We start from the raw sequence: 19586 nt of genomic DNA, 5'->3' as shown, positions 1-19586 counted from the left end.
GAAAGAGCAGCTTGTGAGTGACAATGACCCCTACAACGATCCTGATAACTGGAACGAGTGGGGCTACATACCCGCTCAGCAAGAAGAACCGATGTCCGGAGAGGACGACGAGGATTGATCGCGACACTGCTCAAGCCCAGCCCACGCCCGGGGCCGAGTGTAGTGGTCAACTCATCCCGGACACGGTTTTGAGTTTTTCTTCAGCTTTCGCCGGAGCCAGCCCATCGTTGAACTGATGCGGCCGGATCCAGTTGTAATGGCCCATCAGGTATTGGCCAGTGTCTCATTGAGCTTGCTGCCCGGTCAGGTAGCCGTGGTGGGTATCCACTCTGATTTCAAGCTGCGGAAGACTCGCTCCATCGATGCATTATCCCAACAGTTGCCTCGGCGGCTCATGCTCTGGCGCATGCGGTAGCGCCACAGTCTCTGGCGAAACTGACGGCTGCCATATTGCGATCCCTGGTCAGAGTGGAACAGAAGTCCTTTAGGCTTTCCACGTTGTTCGTAGGCGACGTCCAGCGCTTTGACCACCAGGCCTCCATCCGGCTTTTCTGATAAGACCCAGCCAACCACTTTGCGTGCATAGAGATCCAGGACAACTGCCAGATAGTGCCATTTGCCTTGTGCCCAGACGTAAGTGATGTCTCCACACCAGACCTGATTTGAAGCTTCGACATCAAACGCGCGGTTCAAGGTATTCGGTATATCTGGCCGCTCCACTGTGGCCTTTTTGTACGCATGTGATCCTGGCTGCTTGCTGATCAACGCCAGCTCACGCATCAGGCTGCGTACCTTGAACCGCCCGATTTGCTCACCCTCTTCTTGCATCATTGCCATGATGGTACGGCTGCCGGGCGCACTTCGACCTCGCGTGAACAAATCATTCACTCGACTGCGCAACCGTAGTCGTTCAACGTCCGGAGTTCGCCTTCTGTGACGATGTGCGTAGTAACTTGAGCGAGTGACTTCGAAAACTTCGCACAAACAATCAACGGGCTCATGGTCGCTGAGCTGGCGGATCAGCGCGTACGCTCGATATCTTCCGACAAGAGCGCGGTAGCCTTTTTTAGTATCGATTTCTCGCGTTCAAGGCGCGTGATCCGGGCTTCCAACTCTTGGATTTTTTGCTGCTCTGGCGTCAACGCTTTGCTGGCCGGCGTAACGCCGCCGCGCTCCTGCTGAAGCTGATTAACCCATCGGCGTAGGGCCGACTCGACCAAGCCGAGCGAACGGGCCGCTTCGGCATGGCTGTAGCCTTGATCGAGCACCAGGCAGGCAGCTTCGCGCTTGAACTCAGGGGTAAAGGTACGGCGTTGCTTGGTCATCGGACACCTCTCTGTGGCGAGCACTCTCGTCTAAATGGGTGTCCGGGGTTAGTAGACCACTACAACGTCAGTCCAACCGCCTCCAAGGGACTCAAGCGCATGGCTCCGATTCCTCTCCAACGCTTCGCTTTCCTCCCGAAATCCAGAGGTACTTTAGCGGTACAATCCCAAGTCGTAGCCGCATTACCAAGGCTGGGCAAAACTCAGCATAAACAAAGAGTTAACACTGTTGTACCTTGCCCTACCCTCGCCTAGACTTACAAGGCCTCGGGGTGTCATTTTCCGACTCATAATCCTTTGGTCCACGGTTCGAGTCCGTGTGGGCCCACCACCTTCAAAAGCCGCGCGCTGCGCGGCTTTTTCGCGTCCGAAAACCCCGATCCGCGTGCTGAAAAACGCTCCGCTGGCTCTGAAATTTCATCAGCGCCATTCCGACACATCTCCTCGGCAGACCGTAGCGCTGGCATAGGTGAATCCACCGACTGCCCCATGGGATACTTTGTCGTCAGCCGTTGTCAGTAAGCCCATGAATACATTTCCGCTCCCCATGCTCCTGCGCCGCGTTCTGCGGCCGCTTCTTGACCCATACCGTCGCTATCGCCATGCCCGCTACATCCATGCGGGGCGGATTGTTGTGGGGTTGCTGGTTTCTATCCTGCTGACCACAGGAATGCACCTTCCCCATGGGGAGTGGGCGTCGGTGACGATGTTGATCGTAATCGGCGGTTTGCAGCACCACGGCAACATCGGCAAGAAGTCGGTGGAGCGGGCCTACGGGACGCTGATTGGTGCGGCGTTGGGGCTGGCGGTGGTAGCGCAGCAGAGTTACCTCGGGCTGCCGCTGCTGACGTACGTGATCATGTCGCTGATTTGCGGTTTCTTCGCCTATCACGCCATCGGTAAAGGCGGTTACACCGCGCTGTTGTCGGCGATTACGCTGTTTATCGTGGCGGGTCACGGCGACAATCCGATCACCGATGGGCTGTGGCGCACGGTGGACATCTTGATCGGGATTGCGCTGGCCCTGGCGTTTTCCTTCGCCTTGCCGCTGTATGCGGTGTACTCGTGGCGCTATAACCTGGCGAGTGGGTTGCGCGACTGCGCGAAGGTGTACGAGCGGATCAGCAACGGGCAATCGATCAGCGCCGACGAACATTTGAAGCTGACCGGCAAATTGAACGCGACGATGTTGCAACTGCGTTCGCTGATGCCTTCGGTGTCGAAGGAGGTGAAGATTTCGCTGGTCGAACTGGACGCGATTCAGGGGCATTTTCGAATGTGCCTCAGCACCCTCGAGATCCTGTCGAACCTGCGTCCTGCCGACTTGGGCAGCGCCGGGATGAATGCCGAGCAGCGCAGAATTCGGCGGCTGTTCGTGGGCATGGCGCGGGCGCTGCAAAGTGGTGCGACCGAGCGCCTGGAGAAGCCCAGCGAATCCTTGGCGGTTGGGCCGGAGGCTCCTGCCGTTTCGGCGGAAGTGCTCGGTTATCAATTGATGAACCGCCAATTGGCGCTGAACCTTGAAGGGCTGCAGCAGCGGCTGGCGAAGACCGCCACAAAGTGGAAGATCTGAACGCCTCCTCCTTCTTCTTCACCCTCGGTCAGTAGACCGCAGGAACCACCATTTCCCGAGGCACAGGCGCCCGCAGGTAATTGGCGTTGTATTCGCGCTCCGGAAGGATCACATGCGGCGCCTCAACGTCCCCGCGAGGGATCTGTTGCAGCAGATGATGGATGCAGTTGAGCCGCGCGCGTTTCTTGTCATCGGCTTCCACTATCCACCACGGCGCCACGTCCGTGTGAGACCGAGTGAGCATTTCCTCTTTGGCCCGTGTGTAGTCTTCCCAACGGCGGCGGGATTCCAGGTCCATTGGCGACAGTTTCCACTGTTTCAGCGGATCATGGATGCGCATCAGGAAGCGACGGTACTGTTCGTCATCCGTGATGGAAAACCAGTACTTGATGAGGATGATGCCGGAACGGACCAACATCTTTTCGAACTCTGGGACCGTGCGAAAGAACTCTTCGTACTCGCCCTCATCACAGAAGCCCATCACACGCTCGACGCCCGCGCGGTTGTACCAACTGCGGTCGAACAGCACCATTTCCCCGGCGGCCGGTAGATGCGCGACGTAGCGCTGGAAGTACCACTGCGTTCGTTCGCGCTCGCTGGGCGCAGTCAGCGCAGCCACCCGACAGACCCGCGGGTTGAGGCGCTGAGTGATGCGTTTGATGGCGCCGCCCTTGCCTGCTGCGTCGCGCCCTTCAAAGAGCACGACCACTTTGAGCTTCTGGCTGACGACCCAGTCCTGCAGCTTGACCAACTCCCCTTGCAGGCGCAGCAGCTCGCGGAAGTACAGCCGTCGGTCCATGCCCTTTGGGACGTCCTCCCCCAGATCGGAAAGCAAGCCGTCGAGGCGAGCGTCGTCGTATTCCATCTCCAACTCTTCGTCGAAGCTGTCGAGTAGATCGGCCTGGATGTAGCGGGCGGTTTCGGAAAGGTCCAGTGTCATGACAGGCTCCCGGGCTGGCTTCAGAGGATCAGGCCGGAATTTAGGCACGCCGGGGGTGACAGATGAATGACAAAAAGCCAGTCGCGCAGAAAAGTCCTACAGGTCAACCCTTCAAAGCGCTGGCGCAACCACTCAGGGGCCTACCGTCTCGACCACGATTTGCGTCACCGCTTTGAAGGGTGTCAGGAGGCTTTCGTCTGCCTCGGAAGAGGTGATCAAAGTCCACTCACGCTCGATGGGCGTCCAATGCTGTTGCCGGGCGCGCCCCAATTTGTCGGTGTCCGCCAGCACGAAGACCTGAGCGGCGCGTTTGATGATGCATTCCTTGAGGTAAGCCTGCTGGTCGCTGGCCTCACAGAGACCGAACTCCGCCACCACGCCGTCAGCGCCGAGAAACGCCTTGTCGACGCTCAAACGGCTGAGGGTCAGCTCCGCCAGCGGCCCTAGCGTACTCATGCTCGAGCCGCGAAGGTCTCCACCAATGAGCGTCAGGCGTACACCCGGTGCGTTCGCCAGCGTCATGACGGCCATGAGGTTGTTGGTGACGACGTGCAGGTTCTGCCGCGAGCACAGATGCAGCGCCAGCGCCGCGCAGGTGGTGCCGCCGTCCAGCAGCACCGTGTCACCCTCTTGCACGTGAAGGGCAGCGGCCTTGGCGATGGCTTCTTTTTGGTCCCGCTGAGTGGCCTTGCGCTCTTCGAGGGATGCCTCAGGCTCATGGACGCCGATCAGCGCCGTCGCGCCGCCGTGGGTGCGCACCAGATGACGCTGCTTGGCGAGCGCCGTCAAATCGCGCCGCACCGTGGCTTCCGACACACCGAGTGCGGCGCTCAGTTGCTCGACGTTGGTGTCGCGCGCGCGCACCAGTTCGAGAATGGCGCGATGACGGTCGGTGGCTTTCATGGACGGCCTCGTTGGCGAAAGGTCGATGATCTTACACGACCAGGGTGCACGCCCTCACCCTCGACGTGTAGCCAGCTCGGCCCCCTGACGCAATGCCTCCAGCAGGCTGCGCTCGTCGGCGATGCCCTTGCCCGCGATGTCGAACGCGGTGCCGTGGTCGACCGAGGTACGGATCACCTCAAGACCCACCGTGACGTTCACACCCGCCTCCAGGCCCAGCACTTTCACGGGGCCATGGCCCTGATCGTGATACATCGCCACCACCAGATCGAAGTCCCCACGCCCGGCGCGAAAAAACAGGGTGTCGGCGGGCAGCGGGCCCGTCACGTCCAGCCCCTGCTCTTGCAGCACTTTCACGGCTGGGATGATCTTCTCCTCTTCCTCGCCATACCCGAACAGGCCGTTTTCACCTGCGTGCGGGTTGATGCCACACACGCCGATGCGCGGCCGGGCGATACCCGCCTTGACCAGCGTTGCATGACCACGCTCGATGGTGCGTTGAACCAGCCCCGGTTCGATCTTGCGAATCGCGTCGATGATGCCGATGTGGGTCGTGACATGGATGACACGCAGTTGCGGCGCGACCAGCATCATTGACACTTCGTCGACGTGGGTCAGGTGCGCGAGCATTTCCGTATGGCCAGGGTACTTGTGCCCCCCTGCGTGCAGGGCCTCTTTATTGAGCGGCGCGGTGCAAATGGCGTCGATCTGGCCCGCTTCTGCCAGCTGCACGGCCCGTGCGATGTACTGATACGCACCATCACCGGCAATCGGTGACAGCTTGCCGAACGGCAGGTCGTGAGGGATCAGGTTGAGGTCGATGCAGTCGATGGTCCCGGGCTCATACCGGGCTTCGGATGCCTCGTTGATGCGACGCACTTTCAAGCTGCCTTTGACGATGCTATTGGCCAGTTCCAGGCGCGCCGCATCGCCGATGACCAGCGGACGGCATTGCTGATACACCACGTCGTGGGTAAGGCTCTTGACGATGATTTCCGGGCCCACGCCAGTAGCGTCGCCCATGGTGATGCCGATGACGGGCAGATAAGTGCTCATGATTGATTACCTTGGATCGCGGGATTCGAGACAGTGTCCGCAACGGATTGCGCGGACTCTACAACGTTGTTCATGTGCAGCCAGGCGGCGTAAAGCGCGCGGTCTGTGCCGAAGGCACCGGCTTTGGTGACCACGCCGGGCCGATGGCCTTCCTGGCTGGAGACCGGGCGCCCGAACGCGACGCCCGCTTCGATTTCGCACTGCAGTTGCAAGCTGCCGATGCCCACCGCGGCCAGCATGGCGCGGGCGGTCTCCCCTCCGGTGGCGATCAGGCCACCGACATGGGCGAAATGCGGGCGGACCAGTGCCGCGAGCAGCGTCGATAAACGCGCCCCTTCGGCAGGATCGAACGCCTCGTCACGGCCGATCCGCAGCAGCAAATCTTCGCCGCGACGCAAGCATTGCCCGATACGAATCCCCCAACCCGCCCAATCGGGGTGGGCCATCCCTTCGCGCAAGACGGCAGGGGGCACGACCAGCTCACTGATGGCGGCACGCTCCTTGAGCATTGCGCACTGCCGTTCCGACACGCTGGACAGGCTGCCGACCAGCACCAGCGTCGGCGCAAACTTTTCGGGCTTGGCCACACGACGCGCAGCAGCGGTCTGGGCAAGCCCGGGTAACCGTGCCATTTCACGCGCCAGGCCGCCGGACCCGACCCAGAACATGGGCTCGGACAGCGCAGCCGTCACCTCGGCGAGGGTTTGCAGGTCCTCTGTGGTTTCGGCGTCGACGATCAAGGCGTGCGCTCCACTGCGCCCGATTTCGGCAAGATGCCCCGCCAGCGCAGCGCGATCCCCTCTCAATGCCGCCATAGGCAAACGAGCAGAATGCAAACCGGCTTCGTCCAGCATGGAAGCGATGTCGGCAGAGCGACCTGCGTGTTCAAGCTGCCAAGTGTCGGTACTGTCCAGCGGCTGACCGTTGACCCAGATCTGACCGTACAGCGTGGTGCGCCCTGTAGCCGGAAACGCCGGGGCGATGATCGCCAGCCCGGCATGGGGTTGAAGCGCGGCGACTTCCGCCGCCCAATTGCCGCGCAGGGTCGAGTCGATTTTCTTGTACAGGCGCCGTCCTGGCTTGATGAGAGCCTGATAAGCCGTCAGCGTGCGCTTGCCCGCGTCGGCCCCTGGCAAGCGACGGGTGTCGGTGTCGACGGCAATGACACTGGCATCGCCGGTGTCATGGGCGGCGTCCAGAGTAACGACGGTATCCAGACCGGCGCCTGCGAAGGCGATTGCGCAATCTGCCGCGCCCGACAGGTCGTCGGCGATGATCAGCAATGTCATCGAGCGACCTCCCGCTCCACGCCTACCTCGGCGCTCTTCTCGGCATGACGCTCTTTGTAGCGCTTGGCGACAGACGCGGTGAGAATCGGTGACAGCACGGCGGTGACAACTACGCACGCGGCGACCAGCAAAGTCGCGGAGCTGGCCGCTTCGGCGTACACCGGATTCGCTGCAGCGACTAGCGCAGGCACGGCCGCTGCGTTGCCTGCCGTGTTGGCTGCTGCGACGCCCGCCACGCCGGTACCGCCCGATACGCGATCGGCGAAATACAGCGGAATGCCGGTCAACACCACCACGGCCAGGCCCAGACCGATACCAAGCAAACCTGCCTGCCAGACCTTGTGCAGGTCCAGACTGGCCCCCAGCGCCAAGGCGAAGAAAGGAATCATCACCGGCACCGCCTTGGCCAGGAATTCGCGCATTTCGCGATCCAGATTGCCCAGCAACATGCCCAGCAGCAGCGGCAAGATCGCGCCCACCAGCGTCGGCCATGGAAAAGCCGCCAATCCAGCGACGCCCAGTGTCACCATGGTCAGGAATGGCCCGGACTCCAGCGACATCACCGAGTAGGCGCCTACATCCTCGGACCGCCCGTATTGGCCCATCAGCGCCATGTAAAGACCGCCGTTGGTGTCGTTCATGGCCGCCACGACAGCCAGGGTCGAAAGCCCGGCAAAGATACCCGACGTGATCGGTTGCTCGCCCAGGAATTGCCCCATGATGACGCCGATGACGATCGCAGTCCCAACCTTGGTTCCGAAGAGCACGCCACCTTTCTTCAACAGGTAAGGTGTGGCCTTGATATCGATGCTGGCGCCCATGCACACGTAAAACACCGCCAGAATCGGCAGCGACCCGGTGAACAGCGCGTTGGTGAACGAGCCGAAGAATTTCGGCATGTCGGGCAGGAAGGTCGCGACGAGCGAACCGATCAGCAGCGGCACGATCATCATGCCGCCGGGTACGCGTTCGATACTGCGTTTGATTGGAATCTGGGCCATGAGAGCTCTCCTTGTTTTTATAGGTACGGCGGATGGGTGACGCGACAAACGCTGAGAAGTCTTGCGCGAAATGATCACGCAAATGATCAAACCACTCACATCAGCCTAACGCACAGGATAATTATGCGCAATTCGAGCAAATAAATGATCATTTCAATCAGACAAATGGAGAGTCCTGACCGCGTCGAGGGTAACGGTTACCATCACCGCTTTAAGAAGGAGAGCCGCCCTTGTCTGAACCCCGTCCCCCTGTCCTCGATGAACTCGATCGCCAATTGATCGCAGCACTGCAGATCAACGCACGTGAACCCGTGGCCAACCTCGCTCGACAGTTGGGGATCGCCCGTACAACGGTGACCTCGCGCTTGGCGCGCTTGGAAAAGAGCAAAATCATCACGGGTTACGGTGTGCGGTTGAGTCAGCGAGTGGTCGATGGCGGCCTGCAGGCCTATGTGGGAATCACCGTTCAGCCCCGCTCTGGCAAGGAAGTGCTCCGGCGACTGAGTGCGTTGGCGCAAGTGCAACAGCTGTGCGCGGTAAGCGGCGAGTTCGATTACGTGGCTTGGCTACGGACAGATTCGCCCGAACAACTGGACCAGTTGCTCGATCTAATCGGCAGCGTCGACGGCGTCGAAAAAACCACCACGTCGATCATTCTCAGCAGCAAGATCGATCGGGGTCAGCCCGTTTAAGGCACAAGCCCTGTCTTGGCCACCTGTGTGCTCACAAGTGAATGCGAACCGGCAGAGTGCATAGTGGGCTCGTCATATTGCTCAGACTCTCTGCATAACGACGACACTCTGCGTCTTATTAATGTTTGAACTGTTATCTAGACTTTCCTCTTCCCGCGCTAACGCCGAACAAGGTCAGTCATGAAAAACAACCGCCACCCCGCCGACGGCAAGAAACCCATCACGATGTTCGGCCCGGACTTCCCGTTCGCGTTCGATGAATGGATCGAGCACCCTGCGGGCCTGGGCAGCATTCCGAGCGAAAACCTGGGCAAGGAAGTGGCGATTGTCGGGGCTGGCATCGCCGGGCTGGTGGCGGCCTATGAATTGATGAAGCTTGGCCTCAAACCCGTCGTCTATGAGGCGTCCAAGATGGGTGGCCGGTTGCGCTCGCAGCAGTTCGAAGGCGCTGAGGGCATCATTGCCGAACTCGGCGGGATGCGTTTCCCGGTTTCCTCCACCGCGTTCTATCACTACGTTGACAAGCTGGGCCTGGAGTCGAAACCCTTTCCGAACCCTCTGACCGCCGCGTCGAGCAGCACGGTCATCGATCTGGAAGGCACGACCTACTACGCACAGAAGCTGTCGGATCTGCCTGCCCTGTTTCAGGAAGTGGCTGACGCCTGGGCGGATGCACTGGAAGACGGTGCTCAGTTCGCCGACATCCAACAGGCCATTCGCGACCGTGACGTGACGCGTTTGAAAGCACTGTGGAACACCCTCGTTCCCCTGTGGGATGACCGTACCTTTTACGACTTCGTCGCCACTTCCAAGGCGTTTGCAAAGCTGTCGTTTTACCACCGCGAAGTGTTTGGCCAGGTCGGGTTCGGCACCGGAGGCTGGGACTCGGACTTCCCTAACTCGATGCTGGAAATCTTCCGAGTGGTCATGACCAACTGCGACGATCATCAGCACCTGATCGTCGGCGGTGTCGAGCAGGTGCCGTTGGGCATCTGGCGCCACGTTCCCGAACGCTGCGCACATTGGCCGGAAGGCACCAGTCTGTCCACCTTGCATCATGGCGCGCCGCGCGCGGGCGTCAAACGCATCGCCCGTGCCGAAGATGGCAAGTTCGCGTTGACCGATAACTGGGGCGATACCCGCTATTACGACGCCGTCCTCGCGACCTGCCAAAGCTGGCTGCTGACCACCCAGATCGAATGCGAAGAGTCGCTATTTTCGCAAAAGATGTGGATGGCGTTGGATCGCACCCGCTACATGCAGTCGTCCAAGACCTTTGTCATGGTCGATCGGCCGTTCTGGAAAGACAAAGATCCTGAGACCGGTCGTGACCTGATGAGCATGACCCTCACCGACCGACTGACGCGTGGGACCTACCTGTTCGATAACGGCACCTACGCGGATGGCACAGAAAAACCGGGGGTGATCTGCCTGTCGTACTCATGGATGAGCGATGCGCTGAAAATGCTGCCGCACCCGGTGGAAAAGCGCGTGAGTCTGGCCCTTGGTGCACTGAAGAAGATCTATCCGAAAGTGGACATCGCTGCGCGCATCATCGGAGATCCGATCACTGTGTCGTGGGAAGCGGACCCGCATTTCCTGGGCGCCTTCAAAGGTGCCCTGCCAGGGCACTACCGGTACAACCAGCGGATGTACGCCCACTTCATGCAGAAGGACATGCCTGCAGAACAACGGGGCATTTTCATCGCTGGGGACGACGTGTCCTGGACACCGGCCTGGGTGGAAGGCGCCGTGCAAACGTCGCTCAATGCGGTGTGGGGGATCATGAACCACTTCGGCGGCAAGACCCACGCGGAAAACCCCGGACCGGGTGATGTGTTCGAGGCAATCGGCCCGATCAAGCTGCCGGAATGAGGAGAACTCCATGCGCGTAGCCCTGTACCAATGCTCGCCTCACCCATTGGAGGTTGCCGACAACTTGGAGCGTCTGCGCGTTCAGGCAGCAGAAGCGGCCAGCCAAGGCGCGGCGCTGGTGGTCTTTCCCGAAATGTTTCTGAGTGGATACAACATCGGGGCTCGGGCCGCGCGTGAACTGGCGCAACCCAGCGATGGTCCGGCGGCACAGACGATCCGTGACATCGCTCGGAGCAGCGGCATTGCCATCGTGTATGGATACCCTGAGCTGAGCGATGACGGTCAGGTGTACAACGCGGTGCAGATGATCGATGCGCAAGGCGCGCGACGTTGCAATTACCGCAAGACCCATCTGTATGGCGAGCTAGACAAATCGATGTTCAGCGCAGGTGATGCGCATTTCCCAGTGGTGGAGATGGATGGCTGGAAACTGGGATTTCTCATCTGTTATGACGTGGAGTTTCCTGAAAACGCCCGCCGGCTGGCCCTGGCGGGCGTCGACCTCATGCTGGTTCCGACGGCCAATATGGCGCCTTATGATTTTGTAGCGCAGGTCACCGTCCGCGCACGCGCCTTCGAAAACCAGTGCTATCTGGTGTACGCCAACTACTGCGGCAGCGAAGGCAGCATTCACTACTGCGGACAGAGCAGCATCTGCGCGCCGGATGGCCAGCAAATCGGTCTGGCCGGAAGGGACGACGTGTTGCTGATCGCGGAGCTGGATCGGGCGTCGATGAGTGAGTCACAGGCGATCAATACCTATTTCAAGGATCGTCGCCCGGCGTTCTATTCGGGGCTGGGCGAGCCCTGATTGCCTTGGCGGAAGAGCGCAACGGCTGACCTCACAAGGCGCTACGCGTCGTAGGCGGTAATCCGCTAGCATGAGCAGTCACTTGCTTGTGTCGCTGCGGAAACCCGTCATGTCTGCGTCAGCTTCATCCCGTCTTCGCACATTGACTTTGCCCAACGGGCTGCGCGTCGTGCTGTGTTCGGCGCCGCGTTTGAAACGCTGCGCTGCAGCATTGCGCGTGGCAGCGGGCAGCCACGATGTGCCTTCACAATGGCCAGGGCTTGCCCACTTCCTTGAACACCTTTTCTTTCTAGGAACCGAGCGTTTTCCTGCAGGCAACCATCTGATGGCCTACGTCCAACGGCATGGCGGCCAGGTGAATGCCAGCACGCGCGAGCGCACGACCGATTTCTTCTTCGAACTCCCACCCCCTGCATTCGCGGGAGGGCTCGAACGCTTGTGCGAGATGCTCGCCCACCCACGCCTGTCGCTGGACGATCAGCTTCGTGAGCGCGAGGTGCTGCATGCCGAATTCATCGCCTGGTCGCGTGACGAGGCCTCCCGCAGCCTGATCAAACGCCTCCAGTCATTGTCAGCGGCCCACCCACTGCGAGGCTTTCATGCTGGCAACCGGTTCAGCCTGCCCGTTTTGCGCGAGGGCTTTCAGCAGGCTTTGCAAGGGTTTTTCCGGACGTACTATCAGGCGGGCCAGATGACCTTGAGCCTAAGCGGGCCGCAGCTGCTGGACGACCTGCAGGCACTGGCGACGGGTTGTGGCGAATATTTCGCCAAGGGCGCAAAGGTTGAGCCGAGTGAAGCCCCCGCGTTGATAGCGTCAGGTCCCGCAGCCTGCCTCACGCACGTCGAGCAACGCCGACTGCATGTGATGTTAGCGGCCGACCGATTGCCAAAAGGCCACGAGCGGGCCGCGGAATTTCTTTGCACCTGGATCAACAACGCCCGCCCCGGCGCACTGGGGGCGCACTTACGTGAGCGAGGCTTGGCCGATTCGTTGAATGCGCAGGTGCACTATGCCTTCGCTGGCCAAGTGCTGATCGACATTGAAGTCACCCTGACTGCCGGGACAGGTCACTTGGTATCGACCGAGGATGAAACCTGCGAAGACACGAATGCCCTCGCGATGGGACCCTCCCCTACCCACCTGATCCGCAACCTGGTCTTGGATTGGCTGGTGTTCTTCAAAACGCATTGCCCCAAGCTGTTGCCCGAGTACGCGCGTCTGCAGAACCGCCAGCTCGAAGTGGCCAGCGCGCTGGCCTTGGCACGTCATCACAGCGTTGACGACAGTCTGCCCGGGCTGCACGACGACGCGGCCCTGGCGCTGGAAGCGCTGCTGGCCGGGCTCATTAAGTCGGCCGGCGTTGAATCATCGAAACTCAATCATTGGCGGTTGCCCGGGCCCAACCCGTTTCTGCAAGCCTCGTCAGCGCCTGTATCGAGGAAGCCGATTCCGCCCGCACTGGTGTTCAGCGAACACCTGCCAGCAACCGGTGAAGCGAGTGTTTACCTGCGCTGGACGCTTGAAACGGCGCAACCTACGTTGTTCAAGGCCCTCAACGCCCGGCTGGAAGTGCTGGTCGCCGACGCTCATCAGGCGGGCGTGACGTTGGTCTTTTCGGCCTATGGCCCTCACTGGGAGCTGAAGCTCAGTGGTTGCGCCGAACCCTTTCCCGCCATCCTCGAACACGCGTTACAGCTACTGGCGCAGCCTATCGCTCGGCTCCAAGACCCCTATGGTCAGGCAGCGGCTCCTCCGAAGCTGATGCCCATTCGTCAGTTGCTCAAGACGCTACCTGATCATTATTTGAACAGCGCAGGCAGTGAGCAGGGCCACGATGTGCAAGCCGTGTGGGACCGGGCGCACTGGATCGGTTTCGCTGTCGGGCTCCATGGTGACGCTCGCAACGCACTCGCTTGCGCACTATCGCGCACGCCGGGCACTCCAGTCACCGGCGCGCTGCATCCCGGTAAAAGCGCGACCTTGCCGCGATGGGCGGTGGAGCCCTCAGACTCGTCTGAAGATGCCGTGCTCCTGTTCTTGCCCACACCGTCGGGAAGCATCGAGGAGGAAGCGGTGTGGCGGGTGTTCGCCCAGTTGATCCAAGGCCCGTTCTATCAACGCCTGCGTGGGGAACTGCAACTGGGGTACGCCGTTTTCAGCGGTTTCCGACAGATCGCGGGGCAATCCGGGCTGCTGTGGGGCGTGCAATCGCCCACTGTGCATGTCGCGCAGTTGGTCGAACACGTCCGCGAGGTGCTGAATGGGTTACCCGCACTGGTGGAGCGAGCAGATCTGAATGCAGTAGCCGAAACGCTCAAAACTCAGCTCACACTCACCGCCCAAGATGGCCAAGCCGCCGCCGAGACGCTCTGGCAAGCTCATCTGGCTGGCCACGGTGCCGATTACCCCGAACGACTGCAACATTCGCTTTCACATTTACAACGCCAATCGTTGGGCGAGATCGCCAGTGGGGTAGCGCTACCTCAAGCACCGGTGCTCTACTTGTCCAACCGCGCGCTGCCAGGCGGGCTGCGGCTTGTACAGGCGTGATCATTGCTCGGTGTGCAAAACGCTTTATCCGATATTTCACCGTTGGCAAGCCGAGATTTTTAGTAACATAGCCGCCTAAGCATTTGAACGTCTCCTCGTGCAGGCGTACTAACGCTGTACCTACTCACCGTTGCATTCAATTGGAAGGAGTCTCCCATGTCGTGGACTAAACCTGCTTACACCGACCTGCGCATCGGCTTTGAAGTCACCATGTACTTCGCAAGCCGTTGATCGACGCGCGATGAAAAGCCTCGGTTCGCCGGGGCTTTTTTATTACAGGATTCAAGATTTTCGGGCCGGACAGCGCCGTTCTCCGGCTCATGGGTTACGGAGCACACATGCACATCCAGATTCTCGGGTCCGCAGCGGGCGGCGGCTTTCCTCAGTGGAACTGCAACTGCGCCAACTGCGCCGGTTTTCGCGACGGCAGCCTGCGAGCACAGGCGCGCACTCAGTCATCCATCGCGTTGTCGGATGACGGCGTGAACTGGGTCTTGTGCAACGCATCTCCCGACATTCGCGCACAACTCCAGGGTTTCGCCCCCATGCAGCCCAATCGCGGCCTGCGCGACACTGGCATCAGCGCGATCATCTTGATGGACAGCCAGATTGACCACACCACCGGCCTGCTGAGCCTTCGCGAAGGCTGCCCGCATCAGGTGTGGTGCACCGACATGGTCCACGAAGACCTGACGACCGGTTTTCCGCTGTTCAACATGCTCAAGCATTGGAATGGTGGCCTCGTCTGGAACCGAATCGAATTGCAAGGCAGCTTCGTGGTTCCAGCCTGCCCTAACCTGCGCTTTACGCCCTTTCCCTTGCGCAGCGCCGCACCGCCCTACTCGCCGCATCGATTCGACCCTCATCCAGGGGACAACATCGGGCTGGTCGTCGAGGATCTGCGCACAGGGGGCACCCTGTTCTACGCACCAGGGCTTGGCCAGGTCGATGAACAACTGATGGAGAAAATGGGCAGCGCCGATTGCTTGCTGGTGGACGGCACGCTGTGGGACGACGACGAAATGAAGCGCCGAGGCGTGGGTACCCGCACCGGCACAGAGATGGGCCATCTGGCACAGAGTGGCCCCGGCGGCATGCTCGCCGTGCTGGAAAAGCTGCCCAAGCCGCGCAAGGTGCTTATCCACATCAACAATACCAATCCGATTCTTGACGAGGACTCCCCCGAGCGCGCCGAGCTGGCGCGACGTGAAGTGGAAGTAGCGTTCGACGGGATGAGTATTGCGTTGTAACCACGGAACGGATCAACCGAAGGAAACTGCCGAGATGAGCGACCAAAAGCCACTGTCCCCTTCCGAATTCGAACAGGCGCTGCGCGCCAAGGGCGCGTATTACCACATCTATCACCCCTACCATGTGGCCATGTACGAAGGCCGCGCGACGCGGGAGCAGATTCAGGGCTGGGTCGCCAACCGCTTTTACTACCAAGTGAACATTCCGTTGAAGGACGCCGCTATTCTGGCCAACTGTCCGGACCGGGAAGTCCGTCGCGAATGGATTCAACGCCTGCTCGATCATGATGGTGCACCTGGCGAAGACGGCGGGATCGAAGCCTGGCTGCGCCTGGGTCAGGCCGTGGGGTTGGACCCCGATCAACTGCGCTCGCAGGAGCTGGTCCTGCCTGGCGTCAGATTCGCCGTCGACGCTTACGTGAACTTCGCCCGCCGAGCCACTTGGCAAGAGGCGGCGAGCAGTTCGCTCACTGAGCTGTTCGCCCCGCAGATCCACCAGTCTCGCTTGGACAGTTGGCCCCAGCACTACCCTTGGATCGACCCAGCGGGCTACGAGTATTTCCGCACGCGTCTGGGTCAGGCCCGCCGCGATGTCGAGCACGGCCTGACCATAACCCTGCAGCACTACACTACTTGGGAGAGTCAGCAGCGCATGCTCGAAATCCTGCAGTTCAAACTCGACATTTTGTGGAGCATGCTGGATGCCATGACCATGGCCTACGAGCTGAACCGCGCGCCCTACCACAGCGTCACCGATCAACGGGTCTGGCATAAAGGAATCGCCCTATGAGCTTCAATCGTCAACAAGTGCCCAACTGGCGCCGGGGGTATCGTTTTCAGTTCGAACCGGCACAGAATGGCCACGTGCTGCTGTACCCCGAGGGCATGATCAAACTCAACGAAAGCGCTGCGGCGATAGGCGGCCTGATCGACGGTCAGCGTGACGTGGGTGCGATCATTGCGATTCTCGACGAGAAATTCCCCGGCGTTCCGCAGTTGGGCGAAGACGTCGAGCAATTCATGGAGGTCGCCCGTGCCGAACACTGGATCGAACTGGCCTGATGCAATGAGCGAGCAGTCGACCGTTGGCAGCTCCAATGTCCACATCCCGCCCACGCCCCCGGTCGGCCTGCCGCTGTGGCTGCTCGCCGAACTGACCTACCGTTGCCCGCTGCAATGCCCGTATTGTTCCAATCCTTTGGATTTCGCCCGACAAGGGGCCGAACTGACGACCGAGCAATGGTTCAAGGTGATGGCCGAAGCGCGGCAGATGGGCGCGGCACAGATCGGCTTTTCCGGTGGTGAACCCTTGGTCCGCCAGGACTTGGCGGAGCTGATCCGCGAGGCTCGTAGGCTGGGCTTCTACACCAACCTGATCACCTCCGGCATCGGCCTGACCGAGCAGAAAATCATCGATTTCAAGGCCGCCGGCCTCGACCATATCCAGATCAGCTTCCAGGCCAGCGACGAGCAAGTGAACAACATGCTCGCAGGCTCGAAAAAGGCTTTTGCCCAAAAGCTGGAAATGGCCCGGGCGGTGAAGAAACACGGCTACCCGATGGTGCTTAACTTCGTCACGCATCGTCACAACATCGACCGAATCGACAAGATCATCGAACTGTGTGTGGCCTTGGAAGCGGATTTCGTCGAATTGGCCACCTGCCAATTCTATGGGTGGGCACATTTGAACCGGGTTGGGCTGCTGCCCACTCGAGCGCAACTGGAGCGCGCCGAGCGGATCACCAACGAGTACCGGGCACGCCTTGCGGCGCAAAACCATCCGGTCAAACTGATCTTCGTCACGCCTGATTACTATGAAGAACGGCCAAAGGCGTGCATGAATGGCTGGGGCAACCTGTTCCTGACCGTCACCCCCGATGGCACGGCCCTGCCTTGCCATGGCGCACGCCAGATGCCGATCCAGTTCCCCAACGTGCGCGACCACAGCCTGCAGCACATCTGGTATGACTCGTTTGGCTTCAATCGCTTTCGCGGCTACGAATGGATGCCTGAGCCGTGCAGGTCTTGCGACGAGAAGGAAAAAGACTTTGGCGGGTGCCGCTGCCAAGCATTCATGCTGACGGGAGATGCCAGCAACGCGGACCCGGTGTGCGCCAAGTCGCCACAGCACAGCTTGATCACCCAAGCGCGTGAAGAAGCCGAGTATGCTAACCAGACCATCGAGCAACTGGCCTTCCGCAATGAACGAAACTCACGCCTCATCGCCAAATCCTGACCTGTTCACTGCCGCCCAGGCCGTGGCGGCGGGCATCGATTTCGCCGAACTGAGCGCCAGCCCTGCGGGCCTTTTCTGGAGTGAATTTCGCCCGCAGGATGCCGCTTCGCGCATCTGGCGCTGGCGCAATGGCGACAAGATCTGTTTGACGCCAGAGGGTTTCAGCGTCCGCAGTCGGGTCTACGAATACGGCGGTGGCTCGTTCTGCGTGACAGACAACGCGGTGGCATTCGTCAATGAGGCGGATCAGCAGATCTACGTGCAGGCGTTCGAGGGCGGGCTCCCCGAAGCACTGACCACCGACGACAAACGCTACGGCGATGTCCGATTCGCTCACGGACAGATTCTGGCGGTCGAAGAAGACGGCGATGTCCATCGACTCGTCGCCATCGATTTAGCGGACGCCCAGCGCCATGTCCTGGCCGAAGGCGCCGACTTCTACGCGTCGCCGGTGATGAGCCCTGATGGCAATCGACTTGTCTGGATCGAATGGTGGCGGCCTCATCAGCCGTGGACCTCGACCCGTCTGATGAGCGTCGAGCGCCACAACGGTGGAAACTGGGGCCGCCCGCATTGTCTGGCAGGAGGACTGGGGCTGGAATCACTCCAGCAGCCGCGCTTCGATGCTTGCGGCCGTCTGTACTGCCTGACCGACCGCGCCGGCTTCTGGCAGCCGTGGGTCGAGACCCTGGAAGGCCTCAAAGCCTTGCCCGCCGCCAGCGCCGATTACGCGCCCGCGCCCTGGCAACTGGGGGGTTCGACCTGGTTGCCCATTGACCACAGCACGTACCTGGCGACGTGGTCGGAAGATGGCGTAGGAAAGCTGGGCATCCAGTCAGCCAGCGGTGATTTGGACGATTTCAGCAGCAGCTACAGCCGGTTTCGCAGCTTGGCCATGGACGATGACTACTTGTATTGCATTGCCGCGTCGGCAGTCAGCCCCTCGGCAGTCCTGGCAATCGGGCGGACGGACAAAAACATTCGTGTGTTGGCAGGCGGCGTCGCGCCGCTGCCCTCGGCACGCATCAGCCAGCCACAAACCCTGCGCTATCCCAGTGGCGGCGAAGAAGCCCATGGCTACTTTTACCCGGCCATGAATGGCGAAGAGAAACCGCCGCTGGTGGTGTTCATCCACGGCGGCCCGACGTCTGCCTGCTACCCAGTGCTCGACCCGCGCATTCAATACTGGACGCAACGAGGCTTCGCGGTGGCCGACCTCAATTATCGGGGCAGTACCGGTTACGGACGCGCCTATCGGCAGGCGCTGTTTCTGGAATGGGGTGTGGCGGATGTCGAAGACGCTTGCGCAGCCGTGGAGTATTTGGGTGATCAAGGGCTGATCGACCCTGACAAAGCGTTCATACGCGGGGGCAGCGCAGGCGGTTACACGGCATTGTGTGCGCTGGCATTCAAAGACGTGTTTCGGGCCGGCGCCAGTCTTTATGGGGTCAGCGACCCTTTGGCATTGGCCGAGGCAACACACAAGTTCGAGGCGGACTACCTGGATTGGCTGATTGGCGATCCCGACATCGACATGGCTCGTTACAAGGAACGCACGCCGCTGTTACATGCCGATCGCATCACGGCGCCCGTCATCTTCTTCCAGGGCGAACTCGACGCGGTGGTCGTGCCGGCGCAGACTCGCGATATGCTCAACGCATTGTTGGACAGAGGGATTCTTGCGGAGGGGCATTTCTATCCGGATGAGCGCCATGGCTTCCGCAAGGCCAGCAATCAGGCCCACGCACTGGAGACCGAGTGGGCGTTTTATCGCAAGGTGCTTGAAGGGTGAGGCACAGAGTCCATCGCCCGTAGCAGCACGGCTGCTACAGACGAAAGCATGAGCAGGCAGGCTTATTTGCGGCTGGCGATGATGTACACGGCATGAACGATGCCGGGAATATAGCCCAAGAGCGTCAGCAGGATGTTGAGCCAAAAGGCCCCGCCGAAACCAACTTGCAGGAACACGCCCAGGGGTGGCAGCAGGATGGCGAAGATGATGCGAATGATGTCCATGGGAAAGGCTCCTGAGTGAGTTCGCGGCCTGTGAGGCCGCACAGTCAATCGACCTTGTTGGCACACAG

The 19586-nt window shown here is 60.6% G+C and carries 17 protein-coding genes and 1 pseudogene; 11 read left to right on the top strand and 7 right to left on the bottom strand.

Features of this window, described 5'->3' with window-relative positions; all coding sequences use genetic code 11:
• Positions 1 to 166: 166 nt before the first annotated feature.
• Positions 167 to 1325: pseudogene (locus N5D61_RS13785) on the bottom strand (IS3 family transposase).
• Between the two features lie 526 nt (positions 1326 to 1851).
• Between N5D61_RS13785 and N5D61_RS13780 the strand changes: the two are divergent.
• Positions 1852 to 2898 carry an FUSC family protein gene (locus N5D61_RS13780; protein ID WP_279893240.1) on the top strand — a complete coding sequence of 349 codons (1047 nt, stop codon included), beginning with the start codon at positions 1852 to 1854 and terminating at the stop codon, positions 2896 to 2898.
• 28 nt (positions 2899 to 2926) lie between these two features.
• On the opposite strand, the gene ppk2 is transcribed toward N5D61_RS13780, so the two are convergent.
• The 5 genes from ppk2 to N5D61_RS13755 all read right to left on the bottom strand — a co-directional run bounded on the left by ppk2 (position 2927) and on the right by N5D61_RS13755 (position 8087).
• Positions 2927 to 3838, bottom strand: coding sequence for a polyphosphate kinase 2 (ppk2, locus tag N5D61_RS13775; RefSeq protein WP_108239941.1), 912 nt, complete (start codon positions 3836 to 3838; stop codon positions 2927 to 2929).
• 132 nt (positions 3839 to 3970) lie between these two features.
• Positions 3971 to 4741: a DeoR/GlpR family DNA-binding transcription regulator gene (locus N5D61_RS13770; protein ID WP_108239940.1), complete on the bottom strand. Its 771-nt coding sequence runs from the start codon at positions 4739 to 4741 to the stop codon at positions 3971 to 3973.
• Between the two features lie 54 nt (positions 4742 to 4795).
• Positions 4796 to 5797: a 4-hydroxythreonine-4-phosphate dehydrogenase PdxA gene (gene pdxA, locus N5D61_RS13765; protein WP_279893239.1), complete on the bottom strand. Its 1002-nt coding sequence runs from the start codon at positions 5795 to 5797 to the stop codon at positions 4796 to 4798.
• Entirely contained in the window at positions 5794 to 7086 is a 1293-nt protein-coding gene (locus N5D61_RS13760; RefSeq protein WP_279893238.1) for a four-carbon acid sugar kinase family protein, read from the bottom strand. Before N5D61_RS13760 ends, pdxA begins: the two co-directional genes overlap by 4 nt.
• A complete protein-coding gene (locus tag N5D61_RS13755; protein WP_108239937.1) occupies positions 7083 to 8087 on the bottom strand; it encodes a 2-keto-3-deoxygluconate permease in 1005 nt (334 codons plus the stop codon). Before N5D61_RS13755 ends, N5D61_RS13760 begins: the two co-directional genes overlap by 4 nt.
• Before the next feature lie 230 nt (positions 8088 to 8317).
• Between N5D61_RS13755 and N5D61_RS13750 the strand changes: the two genes are divergently transcribed.
• The 10 genes from N5D61_RS13750 (at position 8318) to N5D61_RS13705 (ending at position 19294) form a co-directional block, all read left to right on the top strand.
• A complete protein-coding gene (locus N5D61_RS13750; protein WP_279893236.1) occupies positions 8318 to 8779 on the top strand; it encodes an Lrp/AsnC family transcriptional regulator in 462 nt (153 codons plus the stop codon).
• Positions 8780 to 8959: 180 nt separating this feature from the next.
• On the top strand, positions 8960 to 10654 hold the full coding sequence (locus tag N5D61_RS13745; RefSeq protein WP_108239935.1) for an NAD(P)/FAD-dependent oxidoreductase: 1695 nt from the start codon (positions 8960 to 8962) through the stop codon (positions 10652 to 10654).
• Between the two features lie 10 nt (positions 10655 to 10664).
• Complete coding sequence (locus N5D61_RS13740) at positions 10665 to 11465, top strand: carbon-nitrogen hydrolase family protein (protein ID WP_279893235.1); 801 nt, start codon at positions 10665 to 10667, stop codon at positions 11463 to 11465.
• A gap of 109 nt (positions 11466 to 11574) precedes the next feature.
• Entirely contained in the window at positions 11575 to 14016 is a 2442-nt protein-coding gene (pqqF, locus tag N5D61_RS13735) for a pyrroloquinoline quinone biosynthesis protein PqqF (protein ID WP_279893234.1), read from the top strand.
• Positions 14017 to 14172: 156 nt separating this feature from the next.
• Positions 14173 to 14247, top strand: a complete 75-nt coding sequence (gene pqqA / locus N5D61_RS13730) for a pyrroloquinoline quinone precursor peptide PqqA (protein ID WP_003422658.1) — start codon at positions 14173 to 14175, stop codon at positions 14245 to 14247.
• A 107-nt stretch (positions 14248 to 14354) separates the two neighbouring features.
• Complete coding sequence (pqqB, locus tag N5D61_RS13725) at positions 14355 to 15266, top strand: pyrroloquinoline quinone biosynthesis protein PqqB (protein ID WP_108237791.1); 912 nt, start codon at positions 14355 to 14357, stop codon at positions 15264 to 15266.
• A 34-nt stretch (positions 15267 to 15300) separates the two neighbouring features.
• Positions 15301 to 16056 (top strand): pyrroloquinoline-quinone synthase PqqC, encoded by a 756-nt coding sequence (gene pqqC, locus N5D61_RS13720; RefSeq protein WP_108237790.1) that lies wholly within the window; start codon positions 15301 to 15303, stop codon positions 16054 to 16056.
• Positions 16053 to 16328, top strand: a complete 276-nt coding sequence (gene pqqD / locus N5D61_RS13715; protein WP_108237789.1) for a pyrroloquinoline quinone biosynthesis peptide chaperone PqqD — start codon at positions 16053 to 16055, stop codon at positions 16326 to 16328. The genes pqqC and pqqD overlap by 4 nt, the downstream gene beginning before the upstream one ends.
• A 4-nt stretch (positions 16329 to 16332) precedes the next feature.
• Positions 16333 to 17502 (top strand): pyrroloquinoline quinone biosynthesis protein PqqE, encoded by a 1170-nt coding sequence (pqqE, locus tag N5D61_RS13710; RefSeq protein WP_279893283.1) that lies wholly within the window; start codon positions 16333 to 16335, stop codon positions 17500 to 17502.
• Positions 17468 to 19294 (top strand): S9 family peptidase, encoded by a 1827-nt coding sequence (locus N5D61_RS13705; RefSeq protein ID WP_279893233.1) that lies wholly within the window; start codon positions 17468 to 17470, stop codon positions 19292 to 19294. The genes pqqE and N5D61_RS13705 overlap by 35 nt, the downstream gene beginning before the upstream one ends.
• 62 nt (positions 19295 to 19356) lie before the next feature.
• On the opposite strand, the gene N5D61_RS13700 is transcribed toward N5D61_RS13705, so the two are convergent.
• Positions 19357 to 19518: a YqaE/Pmp3 family membrane protein gene (locus tag N5D61_RS13700; RefSeq protein WP_108237786.1), complete on the bottom strand. Its 162-nt coding sequence runs from the start codon at positions 19516 to 19518 to the stop codon at positions 19357 to 19359.
• Positions 19519 to 19586: the final 68 nt, after the last annotated feature.

Origin of the sequence: Pseudomonas sp. GD03842 (assembly GCF_029841165.1) — a bacterium.
In the GTDB taxonomy this organism is placed as follows: Bacteria; Pseudomonadota; Gammaproteobacteria; order Pseudomonadales; family Pseudomonadaceae; genus Aquipseudomonas.
The sequence above is the reverse complement of the archived record's forward strand: the minus strand, read 5'-3'. Positions and strand labels throughout refer to the sequence as shown.